This window comes from Flavobacterium flevense, from assembly GCF_900142775.1.
In the GTDB taxonomy this organism is placed as follows: domain Bacteria; phylum Bacteroidota; class Bacteroidia; order Flavobacteriales; family Flavobacteriaceae; genus Flavobacterium; species Flavobacterium flevense.
On the sequence record NZ_FRCC01000002.1, the window covers coordinates 391,120 to 406,378 of the forward strand.

At 30.5% G+C, this 15,259-nt stretch carries 17 protein-coding genes and 1 tRNA gene; 9 read left to right on the forward strand and 9 right to left on the reverse strand.

Annotation, left to right across the window (positions count from 1 at the left end; genetic code table 11):
- The first annotated feature begins 165 nt into the window (after nt 1-165).
- A complete protein-coding gene (locus tag BUB89_RS04890; protein ID WP_073242527.1) occupies nt 166-450 on the forward strand; it encodes a DUF1294 domain-containing protein in 285 nt (94 codons plus the stop codon).
- On the opposite strand, the gene BUB89_RS04895 is transcribed toward BUB89_RS04890, so the two are convergent.
- From BUB89_RS04895 to BUB89_RS04905, 3 genes are all read right to left on the reverse strand, one after another.
- Nucleotides 433-1,572: an ATP-binding protein gene (locus BUB89_RS04895; RefSeq protein WP_073242530.1), complete on the reverse strand. Its 1,140-nt coding sequence runs from the start codon at nt 1,570-1,572 to the stop codon at nt 433-435. The genes BUB89_RS04890 and BUB89_RS04895 overlap by 18 nt on opposite strands.
- A gap of 193 nt (nt 1,573-1,765) precedes the next feature.
- Complete coding sequence (gene rpiB / locus BUB89_RS04900; RefSeq protein ID WP_073242532.1) at nt 1,766-2,197, reverse strand: ribose 5-phosphate isomerase B; 432 nt, start codon at nt 2,195-2,197, stop codon at nt 1,766-1,768.
- A gap of 666 nt (nt 2,198-2,863) precedes the next feature.
- Nucleotides 2,864-3,103, reverse strand: a complete 240-nt coding sequence (locus BUB89_RS04905; RefSeq protein ID WP_073242534.1) for a DUF2007 domain-containing protein — start codon at nt 3,101-3,103, stop codon at nt 2,864-2,866.
- Between the two features lie 117 nt (nt 3,104-3,220).
- On the opposite strand from BUB89_RS04905, the gene rnr reads away from it, so the two are divergent.
- The 3 genes from rnr to BUB89_RS04920 are packed head-to-tail and all read left to right on the forward strand — an operon-like array spanning nt 3,221 to nt 6,809.
- Nucleotides 3,221-5,401: a ribonuclease R gene (rnr, locus tag BUB89_RS04910; protein ID WP_073242536.1), complete on the forward strand. Its 2,181-nt coding sequence runs from the start codon at nt 3,221-3,223 to the stop codon at nt 5,399-5,401.
- 18 nt (nt 5,402-5,419) lie between these two features.
- The gene (locus BUB89_RS04915; RefSeq protein WP_073243015.1) at nt 5,420-6,088 is read left to right on the forward strand and encodes a head GIN domain-containing protein; all 669 of its coding nucleotides are present in this window, start codon (nt 5,420-5,422) and stop codon (nt 6,086-6,088) included.
- 37 nt (nt 6,089-6,125) lie between these two features.
- A complete protein-coding gene (locus tag BUB89_RS04920) occupies nt 6,126-6,809 on the forward strand; it encodes a LysE family translocator (protein WP_073242538.1) in 684 nt (227 codons plus the stop codon).
- 555 nt (nt 6,810-7,364) lie between these two features.
- Here BUB89_RS04920 and BUB89_RS18075 read toward each other — a convergent pair.
- From BUB89_RS18075 to BUB89_RS04935, 4 genes are all read right to left on the reverse strand, one after another.
- Nucleotides 7,365-7,435: transfer RNA gene (locus tag BUB89_RS18075), tRNA-Cys, on the reverse strand.
- A gap of 116 nt (nt 7,436-7,551) precedes the next feature.
- A complete protein-coding gene (folB, locus tag BUB89_RS04925; protein WP_073242540.1) occupies nt 7,552-7,911 on the reverse strand; it encodes a dihydroneopterin aldolase in 360 nt (119 codons plus the stop codon).
- 80 nt (nt 7,912-7,991) lie between these two features.
- Nucleotides 7,992-8,228, reverse strand: a complete 237-nt coding sequence (locus BUB89_RS04930) for a hypothetical protein (RefSeq protein ID WP_073242543.1) — start codon at nt 8,226-8,228, stop codon at nt 7,992-7,994.
- On the reverse strand, nt 8,209-8,424 hold the full coding sequence (locus BUB89_RS04935; protein ID WP_073242545.1) for a hypothetical protein: 216 nt from the start codon (nt 8,422-8,424) through the stop codon (nt 8,209-8,211). Before BUB89_RS04935 ends, BUB89_RS04930 begins: the two co-directional genes overlap by 20 nt.
- A gap of 111 nt (nt 8,425-8,535) precedes the next feature.
- On the opposite strand from BUB89_RS04935, the gene BUB89_RS04940 reads away from it, so the two are divergent.
- From BUB89_RS04940 to BUB89_RS04955, 4 genes are all read left to right on the forward strand, one after another.
- Complete coding sequence (locus BUB89_RS04940) at nt 8,536-10,659, forward strand: glutamine--tRNA ligase/YqeY domain fusion protein (protein ID WP_073242547.1); 2,124 nt, start codon at nt 8,536-8,538, stop codon at nt 10,657-10,659.
- Between the two features lie 296 nt (nt 10,660-10,955).
- On the forward strand, nt 10,956-11,255 hold the full coding sequence (locus BUB89_RS04945; protein WP_073242549.1) for a YtxH domain-containing protein: 300 nt from the start codon (nt 10,956-10,958) through the stop codon (nt 11,253-11,255).
- Nucleotides 11,256-11,283: 28 nt separating this feature from the next.
- Nucleotides 11,284-11,634, forward strand: a complete 351-nt coding sequence (locus BUB89_RS04950; RefSeq protein ID WP_073242551.1) for a competence protein — start codon at nt 11,284-11,286, stop codon at nt 11,632-11,634.
- 2 nt (nt 11,635-11,636) lie between these two features.
- Nucleotides 11,637-11,894: a DUF6327 family protein gene (locus tag BUB89_RS04955; protein WP_073242553.1), complete on the forward strand. Its 258-nt coding sequence runs from the start codon at nt 11,637-11,639 to the stop codon at nt 11,892-11,894.
- 23 nt (nt 11,895-11,917) lie between these two features.
- Here the strand turns inward: BUB89_RS04955 and BUB89_RS04960 are convergent, their stop codons facing one another.
- Nucleotides 11,918-12,907, reverse strand: a complete 990-nt coding sequence (locus BUB89_RS04960) for an SPFH domain-containing protein (protein ID WP_073242555.1) — start codon at nt 12,905-12,907, stop codon at nt 11,918-11,920.
- Between the two features lie 76 nt (nt 12,908-12,983).
- Between BUB89_RS04960 and BUB89_RS04965 the strand changes: the two genes are divergently transcribed.
- On the forward strand, nt 12,984-13,625 hold the full coding sequence (locus BUB89_RS04965) for an outer membrane beta-barrel protein (protein WP_073242557.1): 642 nt from the start codon (nt 12,984-12,986) through the stop codon (nt 13,623-13,625).
- 87 nt (nt 13,626-13,712) lie between these two features.
- On the opposite strand, the gene gltX is transcribed toward BUB89_RS04965, so the two are convergent.
- Entirely contained in the window at nt 13,713-15,218 is a 1,506-nt protein-coding gene (gltX, locus tag BUB89_RS04970; RefSeq protein WP_073242559.1) for a glutamate--tRNA ligase, read from the reverse strand.
- Nucleotides 15,219-15,259: the final 41 nt, after the last annotated feature.

Below are 15,259 nucleotides of genomic sequence, written 5' to 3' on the forward strand. Positions count from 1 at the left end.
TTGAATATTTAAATACTGTTTTCATTGAATTTATCATCAAGTTTTAAAAAATTCAATTCCTTAAACTTAATTTTATCAATATAACCAGATTCTCAAAATATTCGATTATTTACTTATTTTTTTACTTTCTAAAAAGAATATCTTTGAAACGTAATTTTAAGTTAAATGGATATTTTATTCTACTATTTTTTGATTTTAAATATATTGGCTTTTGTAGAAGTAGCTTACGACAAACATTTGGCAAAAACCCAAAAACAAAGAATTTCGGAGCGAACTTTATTAGCTTTTGTTTTATTTGGAGGAACATTTGGCTCAGGATTAGCTATGCTTATTTTTAAACATAAAACTTCTAAAATATCCTATTTATGGAAGTTTTGGAGTATTCTTTTTATACAAATTGCAGTACTTTATCTTGGTTTTCATTTAGAAATTTTAAACTATAAAATCTAAATAATTCCCCTTATTAATCACTTCAAAACTGGCTTCCGGATACGCTTTGGCGAAAGCCGTAGGAATCTTAGCTTTTCTGTTTTCATTCCATTTGAATTCATAACCGTGTAAAACGCCATTTTCTTCTTCTAACCAATCCAATTCTTGTTGGTCATACGTACGCCAAAAATAATTAGTAATCGTTTTTTGAGTATAATTTTGAAATTTAATTCGTTCTGAAGCCAGGTAATTTTCCCATAACGCACCCACATCTGTTCTGGAATCCAAACGACTAAAATTAGCAATAATTGCATTCCGGATACCGTTGTCATAAAAATACCATCGGTTTGATTTAGTGATTTCTTTACGCAAATTTCTACTAAAACCTGGCACTTTATAAACAACAAAAACTTTAGAAAGTAAGTCCAAATAACTTTCGACCGTATTTTTAGAAATTCCCAATTGTCTGGCTAATTCTTGCAATGACACTTCCTGTCCTAGCTGAAAAGCAATCAATTTTAACAAATCCAGAATTTTATTGGATTGCTTAATTCCTTCATAAACCAAAATATCTTTCAATAAATAAGAGTTTACTATCTCTTTTAAATAATTGATTTTATCGTTCCAATCCGGATATTGTTCAAGTTCAGGATAACTGCCAAAAAGCAATCGTTCTTCTAGTTTTTGAGTGGTTTCCTTAAAATTTTCATATTTATTGAATTCAATTTGAGCCAATGGAAATAAATAGATCGTATTTTTTCTTCCCACTAAAGGTTCGCCCAACTTATTCGATAAATCAAAAACCGATGATCCTGTAGCAATAATTTTTATATCTTCAATAGAATCCACAATCAATTTCAAAATCAACCCAATTTCAGGAATATTTTGTGCTTCATCAATAACTAATACTTTTACATTAGCCAGAAGACGCTTATAATTAGCAACCGAGCGTTCTTTTAATAAATCGGCATCGTGGATATCTTCTCCGTTTAATTGCAAGTAATCTTCTTTAGGAATTGCAGAAAGATAGTTTTTGATGAAAGCCGTTTTGCCCACACGTCTTGCACCCAATAAAATCAACACTTTATTAGGCAGAACTTTTTTATCAAATATGGTATCTATTCCTCTTTCTAAAAAATTCATTATCTTGAATTTTAATAATTTAGATACAAATATAATCAAAAAACGTTAATTCAGTCAGTACGTTGACTGAATTAATGTAAATTCAGTCAGTTGATTGACCGAATTTATATAAATTTAGTCAATAGCGTACAAAAAAAAGCCCAGTGAAATTACCGGGCTTTCTATATTTTTGGTGCACAGCACCTCGCAAAATTTATTTACAAGCGATTTTATCTACTCTGTTTTGGTGTCTTCCACCTTCAAAAGCAGTATCTAAAAAAGTTTCAACAATTTCAATAGCTTGTTGAATTGAAGTATAACGAGCCGGAATACTTACAATATTAGCGTCATTATGCAAACGTGTTAAATAAGCAATTTCTTTTGTCCAGCACAAACCAGCTCTAACTCCGGCATGTTTATTAACCGTCATTGCAATTCCGTTTCCTGAACCACAAATAACAATTCCAAAATCAGCTTTTCCTTCTTCAACATCAGTAGCAACAGGATGTCCAAAATCAGGATAATCAACAGAAGCTTCAGAATCTGTTCCATAATTAGTTACTTCATATCCTTTAGCTTCTAACCATTTAACAATAGCTATTTTATATTCCGGACCTGCGTGATCGTTTCCTATTGAAATTTTCATTTTATATCTGTTTAATTTTGTGCAAATTTACCAAAACTATTTGTCTTTTTATTATTTTTTAAAAAAGGAAAGCAATGTTGGTTTAATCATTTTATAAGAATCAGATTTTGAATAGGATAGGAGCTTATTAATATTTCTTATAATTTATAAAACATTGGGAATCAATTGGTAAAATATAATTTATTTGTTAAAATTTTGCATTGTTAATAGTGAATGCTAATTCATTGATTTTCAGTTAACCTTAATTTAACATTAATTGTTAATAAGTTGAGAAAGAAAATTAGAAGTTTTTTTTGCTTGTATCGAAAAAAAATCTAATCCAAAATTGGAATTTATAAACCTAAAAAAGTTTGAACGATTTTTAGAAAAGTTATAAACACAAAAAACAAGTTTATCAATATAATTTCAAAAATTACTTATTTACATTTTAAAATGATTTTTGGTTATCAACCATTGTTAACTAAAAAACAAAAACGCTTTAAAATTAAATATTTAGCTTCCTGTAACTATGTTAATAACTCATAATAACAAACTGAAACTTCATTTTTAAACAATTTCTAAAAAAATTATTGCAGCTATTAACACGCTATAATAACAAACAATAATTTAATTAATTTAAAATTTTCTTTTTTATTATATTAATATATGTTGACAACTTTGAAAAAATTAAACGATTTTTAAATTGTTATCGTATTTCATTTCCTGAAGAATTGTTTTTACGGTTTCAAAATCGTTTGGATGAATTTTAAGTTTGATTCCGCCCAAAGCTATGGAATACATCGGAGCGAAAGAAGACATGATTTCGTTTTCAAAATAATATTGGAAACCTTCATGATCCAGTCGGTGTTTTAAAATTTCGATTTCATGGATGTAATCAAAAGTAGCAATGGTAATAAATACTTCCATATTGAATTGTTTATAATGTTGAAACGATTGTTAATGCGTTATATTTTCTTTAAAACTGGTCTCATATTCTTTTAAGTCTTAACTATTTTGTAATTTTCGACTTTTAAGAAAAGACGTATGGGAAAAAGATTAAGAAAGCCTGCTAAGAAAGAGAAAAGTTTCTCAGATAAAATTATAAAAATATTATCGAATAGTGCTAATAAAGCCTTCAATTATAAGCTAATAGCAGCAAAATTAGAAGTTGATGATACACAAAGCAGAAATCAAATTATAAAAGATTTAAAAATTCTTGCTGCCGAAAAAAAAATCATAGAATCCGAACCGGGTAAATATTTAATCAAAGCGATAAGCCAGGATTATTATGAAGGTACGATTGATATGACCAGTAGAAAAACGGCGTATTTTATTTGTGAAGATTTTGAAGAAGATGTTTTTATCCCAACCAATAATTTAAATCGGGCATTGGATAAAGATAAAGTAAGCGTTTATGTTTATAATCGAAGAAAAGGAAGACGCGCTGAAGGTGAAGTAATTAAAGTGTTAGAAAGACATAAAACCGATTTTGTAGGTGTTATTGATGTCCAAAAAAACTTTGCTTTTGTATCGACTGCAAATCCTAAAATGTATACGGATATTTTTATTCCAAAAGATAATTTAGGCGAAGCTGAAAATGGAGATGTGGTTTTAGTTCATATCGAAGACTGGCCTAAAAGAGCCGATAGTCCTTTTGGGAAAGTAATTAAAGTGCTAGGAAAACCTGGGGAACATGATACGGAGATTCATGCTATTTTAGCCGAATATGGTTTACCTGCTGAATTTCCTATTGAAGTAGAAACCTATGCTCAAAAAATAGATACTTCAATATCTGAAGCTGAAATTGCCAAGCGACGTGATATGCGTGATACCTTGACTTTTACGATAGATCCAAAAGATGCCAAGGATTTTGATGATGCTTTATCTTTTAAAAAATTAGAAAATGGAAACTACGAAATAGGGATTCATATTGCTGATGTGTCGCATTATTTAGAAGAAGGAACCATACTGGATGATGAAGCTTATCAACGTGCAACTTCGGTTTATTTGGTCGATAGAGTAGTGCCAATGCTTCCTGAAGTTTTATCTAATTTTGCTTGTTCATTACGACCGCAAGAAGAAAAATATACGTTTTCGGCAGTATTTGAAATTACCGAAAAGTGTCAAGTAGTGAATCAATGGTTTGGTCGAACAGTAATTTATTCTGATCAACGATTTGCTTATGAAGAAGCACAATATATCATAGAAACGAAAGATGATACTATTCCGGAAGAAATTTCGATAACTGGTAGTTCTTATCAAGTTTCTCCGGAAATTGTCTCAGCAACGCTTAAATTAGATGAATTAGCTAAAATTTTCCGTAAAAAGAGAATGGCTGATGGTGCTATTTCATTTGATAAAGTTGAAGTAAAATTTAATTTGGATGCCGAAGGAGAACCGGAAGGCGTTTATTTTAAAATTTCAAAAGATGCCAATCATCTGATTGAAGAATTCATGCTTTTAGCCAATAGGAAAGTAGCAGAATACATTGGAAAACAAAAGAAAACCTTTATTTACAGAATTCACGACGAACCAAATGAAGATAAATTAATTGCGATGCAAAATGTAATTGCAAAGTTTGGTTATAAAATTGATTTTAGAAATCCGGGCGATATTTCGAAATCGTTGAACCAGTTAATGGCTGATGTAAATGGTAAAAAAGAGCAGAATTTAATTGATACACTGGCTATCAGAAGTATGAGTAAAGCCAAATATTCTACGGATAATATTGGTCATTACGGATTAGCTTTTGATTATTATTCACATTTTACTTCGCCTATTCGTCGTTATCCTGACGTTATGGTACACCGTTTGTTACAGTTTTATCTGGACGGAGGAAAATCAGCTGACGAAGAATTGTATGAAACCAAGTGTGTACATTGTTCTACCATGGAAGGTTTAGCTACTAATGCCGAGAGAGACTCTATTAAATACATGCAGGTTAAATACATGCAGGATCATCAGGATCAGGAATTTTTGGGTGTTATTTCAGGTGTTACCGAATGGGGAATTTATGTTGAAATTGTCGAAAATAAATGCGAAGGTATGGTTCGAATTAGAGACATAAAAGAGGATTATTACACATTCGATGAAAAACAATATGCCTTAGTTGGAGCAACTTCAGACAAATTATTACAATTAGGAGACGAAATTTACGTTAAAGTAAAAAATGCCGATTTAGTTAAAAAACAATTGGATTTTAATTTTTTAAGAAGAGCAGAATAAACAATTAAATGAATGAAAATGAGAAAGATATTTATAGTAACACTAGCAATTGTATCACAAGTAAGTTTTGCACAGCTAACTAAAACATTAGGTGATTTTAGTAGCTTAAAAGTGTATGATAAACTGACAGTTAAGTTAATAGCTTCGACTGAAAACAAAGTTGTCATTAGCGGAAACAGAGAAAAAGAAGTAGAAGTTGTTACTAATAATGGTGAGTTGAAGTTAAGAATGCCTTTCCCTCAATTATTATCCGGAGATGATATTGCTATCAAATTGTATTATAAAAATATTGATGATATAACAGCTAATGAAGGTTCTTCGGTTTCAGGAGACGCTATTTTTAAACAAACAATTTTTAATTTAAATGCAAAAGAAGGAGCACAAATTAAGTTAAAAGTAGATGCTCAAAAAGTTAATGTAAAAGCAGTTACCGGAGGTATTATAGAATTGAGCGGAGCTGCAATTAATCAGGATATAGTAATTATGTCAGGTGGTGTATTGAAAGCTAAAAATTTAAATACTTCACAAACTACGGTAAATGTTTCAGCAGGTGGAAATGCTGAGATAAATGCAAGTACATTAGTCGATGCAAAAGTGAAAGCAGGAGGAAGTATTTTTATCTATGGTAAACCAAAACAAATTAATCAACAAACGATTTTAGGAGGAAAAATTGAAGAAAAAGAATAAAAAAAATGTATTTTTATTCTAATAAATTCTGAAATTAATGATTAACGATATTTTATCAGGGATTCCATGGGGAATTTTCCTGAGTTTTATGATTGGTCCTGTTTTTTTTATTTTACTGGAAACCAGTATTTTAAAAGGATTCAGGGCCGCTCTTGTTTTTGATTTAGGAGTAGTTTTAGGTGATATAATTTTTATTTCAATTGCTTATTTAGGTAGTTTTAGATTAATTCAGAGTTTAAAAGATAAGCCGGCACTTTTTATTTTCGGAGGTATTGTAATGTTTGCTTATGGAATAATCTCGTTACTAAGTTTAAGAAAAGAAAAAAGAATTAATACTAAGGAAATCGACAGGGAAATCATAAAAAAAGATTACTTCAGTTTGTTTTTAAAAGGGCTTTTTTTAAATGTTATTAATATCGGAGTTTTAGGATTTTGGCTGGCTGTAATTATTTCTGTCGGACCTAAATTAGACATGCAAACTTCCCGAATGATGACATTTTTTACTACTGTTATTATTACTTATTTAATAGTAGATTGTTTTAAAATACTACTGGCTAAGCAATTAAAATCTAAAATGACACCTTCTAATATTTTAAAAATAAAAAAAGGAATTAGTATTGTTTTAATGGTTTTTGGGGTTGTTTTAATGATCCAGGGCTGGTTCCCAAAGGAAAAAGAAATGGTTAAAAAAGCTTTTCAAAATATAGAACAACAAAAATAAAATAGATGATTAAGCCGCTTAGAATGAGCGGTTTTTTTATGCTTAGTCATTGCGAGCGTTAGCGTGGCAATCACATTAAAATATTCCGAACAGAATTTATCAAGTTTTAAATTAAGAAACTTTGTAGAGTTACTAAATGAGATGGCTTCGTTCCTCGCAATGACATAAAAAAACTCCAAGTTTCCTTTAAGGTTTTAGAGGCATCGTCCGGATTCGAACCTAACTTTATTTAATTTTTCTTAAAAATCAGACATAAAAAAACTCCAAGTTTCCTTGAAGATTTAGATTCATCGTTCGGATTCGAACCTAAATTTTACTTCATTTTTAGAAAAAATGATATATAAAAAAACCTCCAAGTTTCCTTGAAGGTTTTAGAGGCATTGTCCGGATTCGAACCTAAACTTTACTTAATTTTTCTTAAAAATTAGACATAAAAAAACCTCTAAATTACTTTAGAGGTTCTTGAGGCATCGTCCGGATTCGAACCTAAATTTTACTTCATTTTTTCTAAAAATGATATATAAAAAAACCTCCAAGTTTCCTTGAAGGTTCTAGAGGCATCGTCCGGATTCGAACCGGAGTAGGAGCTTTTGCAGAGCCCAGCCTAGCCGCTCGGCCACGACGCCATTTATTTAATGGACTGCAAAGGTAGTATAAAAAATAGAATAAGCAAATCCCAAATTCCAAAATAATACAATTATGTATTTTATTTAGAATTTGGGATTTATTTAAAATTTAGAATTTAATTTCTACTTTCTTTTAATACGATGGTAACTGATTCAACATCACCACCAATAGGTGGATTTAGTTTAGAAACCGAAACAATTGTTTTCATTACCATCGGAATTTCAGCAAGCACTCTGGTATTAATTCTTTTAGCAACATGTTCTAATAATTCAGATCTGATAGCCATTTCTTGGACTACAATTCTATTTAAATGAACATAATCTACAGTATCTGCTAAATTATCTGATTGTGTAGATTGTTGTAAATCGGCCTTAATTTCTAAGTCAACAGCATAGTCTGAACCTATTTTTCCTTCTTCAACCAGACATCCGTGATAGGAAAAAGTTCTAATATTTTTTAATTTGATAGTTTCCATGTTATAATTTTAATCTTGTATTTTCAGGATTTTGGTAGTCACAAGTTACAGCTTGGATGGATACAATTTTGTCAAATTCATTAATTGTAAAAATGAATAGTATATGGAAACTTTTTTAAAGGTAGTTTTCGAATTTCTTCATATTTTATTTCAAAAAAAGGTATTCTTTTTAAAGTATTTACATGATTTCTGTATTCAGTATAGAATTTTACTCCTAATCCTGTTGTAATAGACTCATAATATTCAGATATTTCATCAACTTCTAATTCAGCACGTTTAAATACAATAATTCTGAAATTATTTAAGCCATTTTGCATCTAATCTTTTTTTAGATTCTTCCCAACTTATATAATCTTCAGGTTTAGCATTTTTAATTCGTTCCAAAACCATTTTTTCTATTGATTTATTGTATTCTTCTTGGCTGTTATCAATAATTGTATCAGGAATTGGTTTTAAAAATTGAATTAAATTTTCATAATATTCATCTGGAATTGTAACTGTAACTTGTCTCATAACTTTCAATATTTATACAAAAATACTAATAAATATAATTCGAAGTCTATTATCGTTAAGGCTATTAACTATCATCTATTTTTTTACCTTTGTGATTCAATAAAGAAAATTATGTCAACTGAAGAAAAATCACTGCATTTTATAGAACAAATTATCGAAGAAAACTTAGCTAATGGTTTTCCGCAAAATAAATTAAGATTCCGTTTCCCGCCTGAACCTAATGGATATTTGCATATTGGACATGCTAAATCTATTTGTCTGAATTTTGGTTTGGGACTAAAATATAATGCTCCGGTAAATCTTCGTTTTGATGATACAAATCCTGCAAAAGAAGAGCAGGAATATGTAGATGCTATCAAAGAAGATTTGCAATGGCTGGGTTTTCAATGGGATAAGGAATTATATGCTTCTGATTATTTCCAACAGTTGTATGATTGGGCTATTCTTTTAATTAATAATGGGAAAGCGTATGTTGACAGTCAATCGTCTGAAGCGATGGCGGAACAAAAAGGTACACCAAGTCAGGCAGGTGTTGATAGTCCGTACAGAAATCGTTCTGTAGAAGAAAATTTAGCTTTATTCGAAGGAATGAAAAACGGTGATTTTGAAGAAGGAACTCATGTTTTGCGTGCTAAAATTGATATGGCTTCTTCTAATATGCTAATGCGTGACCCAATTATGTATCGTGTTTTGCATAAAGAACACCATAGAACAGGAAACGATTGGTGTATTTATCCAATGTATGATTATACCCATGGTGAAAGTGATTATTTAGAGCAAATTTCACATTCTATCTGTACTTTAGAATTTGTCATGCACCGTGAATTATACGATTGGTTTTTAGACCAGATTTATGATACTAATAAAGTAAGACCCCATCAGTATGAATTTGCGCGTTTAAACCTGAATTATACGGTTATGAGCAAAAGAAAACTGTTACAATTAGTTCAGGAAAATATAGTAAATGGTTGGGATGATCCCAGAATGCCTACTATTTCAGGTTTGAGAAGAAGAGGATATACATCAGCTTCTATTCGAAAATTTTGTGAAAATATTGGAGTTGCTAAGCGGGAAAATATCATTGATTATTCTCTTTTAGAGTTCTGTTTACGTGATGATTTAAATAAAACAGCACCTCGTGTTATGGCTGTTTTAGATCCTGTAAAAGTGGTTATTACTAATTATCCTGACGGAAAAGTAGAACTATTAGATGCCGAAAATAATCAGGAAGATGAAAGTGCCGGTTTTAGAAAAGTACCTTTTTCTAAAGAATTTTATATAGAAAGAGAAGACTTTTTAGAAGTAGCTCCGGCAAAATTTTTCCGATTAAGTATAGGGAATGAAGTGCGTCTTAAAAATGCTTATATTATTAAAGCAGAATCAGTTAGTAAAGATGAAAATGGTACGATTACCGAAATTCAGGTAACTTATGATACTGATTCATTGAGCGGAAGCGGGAGCGAAGCCTCTAAACGTAAAGTAGCGGGAACCTTGCATTGGGTTTCGGTACAGCATGCCGTTGAAGCCGAAGTGCGTCTATACGACAGATTGTTTATTGATGAAGCACCAGACAGTCATAAAGAGAAAAATTTTCTTGATTTTATGAATCCAAATTCACTTTCTATTATAAAAGGATTTGTAGAGCCAAGTCTGGAAACAGCAGCTCCGGGAGATAAATTTCAGTTTCAGCGTTTGGGTTATTTTAATGTTGATAAAGATTCAACTGCTTCTAAATTAGTCTTTAATAAAACCGTAGGATTGAAAGACGCCTGGGAAGAAAAAGGAAAAAAAGACAGTAATAGTATCAATAATGCTTTAAAAGACATTAATAAATATTTTAAAGTGGGTACAAGAGAAGAGCGAAATGCTATTAGAAATGCAATAGGAGAGACCTTATCCGGAATTTCTAATTATAGTTTATTGCAAAATTCATTCAAGAAAAACATCAATAATAATAAAAGCTCTTTGTTGTTTGCCAATTTGATTTTGAAATATGCTCCTTTAAAAGTGTCTGATTATGATAATGAAGATTTGCATAAATTATTTACAATGTCATTGAGAAGTGAATCTACTTTTGTTCGTTCGAGAACAATTTTAAATTTATACCATTTAGAATTGGATTCCGAATTTAAAAATACTTTTAGAGAAGAAATTTTAAAATTAGAAGCTAATCCTCCTAAAAATTCTACCGAAAGAGAAAAAGAATTTATCGAACAATTTTTAAATAAGTTATAACTATAGAAAGCGCCTTAATCAGCGCTTTTTTTTATTATTGTAAAAAACTATTATTTATTATAAAACGATAATATTTATAAATTAAAAACGACTTCTGTATTTTGTTTTTAAGCGATTTTAAAAAATACTGCTACATTAAATACCTTTTTCTATTTTTTATCCATTTTAGAAGCTTATTTTAATTCAATTAATTTAAAAAGCTATTAAAAGATCTAAATCCAAATTTTTATAACTATCCCTTAAGAATAAATTTGAAAATTAATTAGTATCTTTAAGGAAACTTAAAAAAAACAATTATGGCAAGTAGTACAGGAAAAACGTTAATAGCTCTTGCAAGTGGTGCTGCAATAGGAGCTGTATTGGGAATTTTGTTTGCTCCGGATAAAGGAGACAAAACCAGAAAAAAAATAAAAGACGGATATAAAGATCTTGAGAAAGAAATGAAATCTAAATTAGCTAATGCAAAAGTTGATTTAGAAGGAACTTATGAAGATTTACTTTCTAATATGAGTTACAAAACAGAAGATGTAATTACATTTTTAGAAAAAAAATTAGCCGATTTAAAACAACAAAATGCTAAACTTCATAAAAACTAATTTCTTTATAAAATCGAAATAAACAATTATGGCTTTTGATGAATTAAAAGAACATTCAGAGAATATTCAGGAACAGGCTAAGGATTATATTGAGAAGAATCTTTCTTATTATAAATTAGTAGCATTTAAGATGGCTATGAAATCAACAACAATGATTTTTAAGTTTACCTTAATTTTGCTTTGTTTTTGTATGGTTTTATTATTTTGTTCCGTAGCATTGGCATTTGCTTTTAGTACTTATTTAGGTAGTTTTGCCTATGGTTTTCTGAGTGTTGGTTTAATTTATCTGCTAATAACAGGATTATTGTTTCTTGTGAAAGATAAAATTGTGGAAGGACCAATTTTAGAGAAATTTTCAGAAATCTTTTTTAATGACTAATTATGCAGCAAACTAAAAAATATTCCTCTTATGCTCAAATTGATAGCGAATTAGAAATTTTGAAAGTTGAAAAAGAAATCAGTTATCAAAAGTTAGTTTTAAGCGTTCAAAAAATAAAAGAAAGCTTTTCCGTTTTAAACATAGCTTCTAATGTTTTAGATACTGTAAAAAGCACTTTTTTTAGCTCCTCAGCAACGATATTTAGATTATTGATACCAATTGTTATAAATTGGTTTATCAATAAAAAAAGAGGCAATTAGGCCTCTTTTTTGTTTATGTATTTTTATATTTCATTGTTTTCATCATTTTCATCTGATGTATCTTCAGGTTCTTTTAATTTATCTTGTTCTTTTTTAGGTGAAATCTTGTTCTTTTTCTTCATCATTTCGCCCACCTGATTAGATGCTGAGAATGAAGCCACCATATTATTAAGCATTTCGCTTCCTGCTTGTGGAGAATTGGGTAATAAAATCAAATTAGAATTAGTATCAGCACCAATGGCCTGTAAAGTATCATAATGCTGTGTTACCACAATCAGGGCAGAAGCTTCCTGCGAATTGATTCCAACTCTGTTCAATACATCTACACTTTCTACTAATCCACGGGCAATTTCACGTCTTTGATCAGCAATTCCCTGACCTTGCAATCTTTTGCTTTCAGCCTCAGCTTTAGCTTTAGCAACAATTCTGATTCTGGATGCTTCCGCTTCAAATTCGGCTACAGTTTTTTCTCTGTCAGCAGCATTAATTCTGTTCATCGCATTTTTTACCTGAATATCCGGATCAATATCAGTCACTAAGGTATTGATAATAGTATAACCATAAGTAGTCATTGCTTCATTCAATTCTCTTTTTACAGCAACAGCAATATCGTCTTTTCGTTCAAAAACATCATCCAATTTTAATTTTGGAACTTCAGCACGAACTACATCAAATACATAAGAAGTAATTTGATCATGTGGATATTCTAATTTATAAAAAGCATCATAAACCGTTTCTTTAACTACCATAAACTGAACAGAAACTTTTAGTTTAACAAAAACATTGTCTTTAGTTTTCGTTTCAATAATAACATCCAGTTGTTGGATTTTAAGATTAACGCGTCCGGCAATTCTATCAATCAAAGGAATTTTAAGTTGAAGTCCCGATTGTCTAATACTTAAAAATTTTCCAAAACGTTCCACAATTACAGCCGTTTGTTGTTTGACTGTGAAGAAAGAGGAAAGGAAAATAAAGAGCGCAATAAATACCAAAAAAATAAGAGGAATGTTCATAGTTTATAAATTAGTTAAAAAATATCTGTTAAATTACAAAAAAACTTTAGGTTTGTGGCTGTTTAAAATCCTTATTATGAAAAAGCTAACATTAACTTTTTATTTCCTTTTAGTTTCAGCATTTAGTTTTGCTCAGTATGGTTATCGCGATTCTAACAGAATCGGGATTAGCGCGGGAGTAAATCAGTTTACATTAAATACCGATAATTTTGAAACTAAACCCCAAACAGGATGGAATGCAGGTTTGTCGGTAAGAGGAAATTTTTATGATAATTGGGATATGGTGTATGCCATTCAATTTTCAGAAAATAACTTTTCGGTTGCAACAGACCAATTGGTTTTTGGGAAAGAAGATGTGAATTATAAATTACCATCCGCACAAATTTCGTTACAATTGAGTTATATTTTGATCGAAAATCATTTATCGTTTGAGTTTGGTCCTTTAGTTCAGGTTAATGGAAAATTTAAAGTAGAATCTGGGAAAGAAAACAATGTGATTTCCGGAACTACTTTACTAGCCAAAGACATTGTGGATATTTCTAAATTTAATTTTTATCCCACCGTTGGAATTACAGCAGGAGTGAAGCATTTTAGATTGAATGTTTCGTATCAATACGGAATTTCGAATATGTTGGGTAGTTTGAATTCTAAAAATCCGGGTTATAATTTTAAAGGAAATCCCGGGATTCTTAATGGAAATGTTATTCTTTATTTATAAAAGCACATCATAGATCTATAATAAAGAAGGCACAAAGTTTACCATTAACAGTAAACTTTGTGCCTTCTTTGTGAACTTTGTGTTTATTTACAAAGTAGCTATTGCTTTTTGAATTCTTGAAATTGTTTCTTGTTTTCCAATGAGTTCCACAATGTCAAACAGGTGAGGACCTTTCAATGCACCAACCAGACTCAAACGGAAAGGCTGCATTATTTTACCCATTCCTATTTCGTTTTTAGTCATCCAGTCTTTTACAATACTTTCAATATTTACTGAAGTAAAATCGGTGATTTCTTCAAGAACAGAAATTAATTCCTGCATTAAAGCTGGTGTTTCCGGTTTCCAGTTTTTCTTTGCTTTTTCATCATAAGCTGTTGGAGCAACAAAAAAGAAATCACTTAAATCCCAAAATTCAGTCACAAAATGGGCTCTTTCTTTAATTAGTGAAACAATTTTTGTTATTGTTTCAATTGAAGTAGTAAATCCTTTTTCTTTAACAATAGGAGCAAAGGCTTCTGCTAATTCCGCATCGTTTTTATTAATTAAATATTGGTGATTGAACCATTTGTTTTTTTCCGGATCAAATTTGGCTCCAGCCTTGTGAACTCTGTTTAAATCAAAAGCTTCTACTAATTCTTCTAGCGAAAATAATTCTTTATCGGTTCCGTCATTCCAGCCTAATAAAGCTAAGAAGTTCACCACAGTTTCCGGAAAAAATCCATTTTCTCTGTATCCGGATGAAATTCCTTCTTCTGTTTTCCATTCTAATGGAAATACCGGAAATCCTAATTTATCTCCATCACGTTTTGATAATTTTCCGTTTCCCACAGGTTTTAAAATCAAAGGTAAATGTGCAAATTCAGGAGCTGGCCAGCCAAAAGCATGATATAATAAAACGTGTAATGGCATGGATGGTAACCATTCTTCACCACGAATGACATGTGTAGTTTCCATTAAATGATCATCTACAATATTAGCCAAATGATAAGTTGGCATTCCGTCACTTTTAAACAAAACTTTGTCATCTAAAAGACTGGTTTCAAATTTTACATGACCACGAATGATATCTTTTAAATGTAAAATTTCATCAACCGGAGTTTTAAATCGAATCACATAATGTTCTCCGTTAGCAATTCTCTGTGCTGTTTCATCTGCTGAAATAACTAAAGAAGTATCTAGTTTTTCTCTGTTAGTATGATTGTAAATAAATGTTTTCCCTTGTTCTTCTTCAGCTTTTCTGTAAGCATCTAATGAGTCCGGAGTATCAAATGCATAATATGCCCAACCGGAATTGATCAATTGATCTGCATATTGTTTGTATAATTCTTTTCTTTCGCTTTGACGGTAAGGACCAAATTTTTCATTTTTTCCAATAGTTTCATCAGGAGCGATTCCTAACCATTCCAGCGCTTCCATAATATATTGTTCGGCTCCGGGAACAAAACGGCTCTGGTCAGTATCTTCAATTCTTAAAAAGAAAGTTCCGCCATTTTTTTTGGCAAATAAATAATTAAACAGGGCAGTACGAACTCCGCCTATATGTAAAGGTCCCGTTGGACTAGGTGCAAAACGCACACGAATTGGGTTTGACATTTTTTATAAATTTTACCACAAAGATAAATAGAAGTTAGAAG